This window comes from Vibrio sp. 10N.222.46.A1 (assembly GCF_041473595.1).
Taxonomy (GTDB): Bacteria; Pseudomonadota; Gammaproteobacteria; order Enterobacterales; family Vibrionaceae; genus Vibrio; species Vibrio tasmaniensis_A.
The window spans coordinates 1-203 of record NZ_JBFRSN010001770.1; the positions used below are offsets into that span (position 1 = coordinate 1).

General features: G+C 48.8%; 1 protein-coding gene. It reads left to right on the forward strand.

Annotation, left to right across the window (positions count from 1 at the left end; genetic code table 11):
• Window positions 1–203: hypothetical protein (locus tag AB4496_RS29260; protein WP_372133635.1), on the forward strand; the 203-nt coding region annotated here is incomplete at both ends.

Consider the following 203-nt stretch of genomic DNA (forward strand, 5'->3'; position numbering starts at 1 on the left):
CGTCACGATTGGCGTGAACGCACCAAAGAGCTCGTGCCACTGTTTAACGAATCAAAGGCACGTCGCCTTGGTATTTCAAAAACTGATTTGTCTGAGACGTTACAAATGGCGTTTGGTGGCTACAACATCGGTTTACTGCGCGATGGTACGCACATGTTACCTATCGTGGCACGCCTGCCTGAAGAAGAGCGTTTTGACTTTGA